This window comes from Burkholderia cepacia (assembly GCF_001039005.1).
Taxonomy (GTDB): domain Bacteria; phylum Pseudomonadota; class Gammaproteobacteria; order Burkholderiales; family Burkholderiaceae; genus Burkholderia; species Burkholderia theae.
Map to the genome: position 1 here is coordinate 1 of NZ_LDWR01000168.1, position 351 is coordinate 351.

The following is a 351-nucleotide window of genomic DNA, read 5'->3' on the forward strand; positions in this document are numbered from 1 at the left end:
AGCTCGCGCCACACCCTTGAATCCTGCGCCCGGATTTGCCTAAGCGCCTTCTCCAATGCAGCGACCGGGACTTCCAACACCCGGACAACCTTCCGCGATCCGTCCCCCCATCGCATCTAACAATGGTGCAGGAATATTGACCTGCTTCCCATCAGCTACGCATTTCTGCCTCGCCTTAGGGGCCGACTCACCCTACGCCGATGAACGTTGCGTAGGAAACCTTGGGCTTACGGCGAGGGGGCCTTTCACCCCCTTTATCGCTACTCATGTCAGCATTCGCACTTCTGATACCTCCAGCATCCCTTCCGAGACACCTTCGCAGGCTTACAGAACGCTCTCCTACCATGCGTG

At 57.8% G+C, this 351-nt stretch carries 1 rRNA gene; it reads right to left on the reverse strand.

What is annotated here, in order from left to right:
- Positions 1-351, reverse strand: a 23S ribosomal RNA gene (locus VL15_RS38910); the annotation flags it as partial.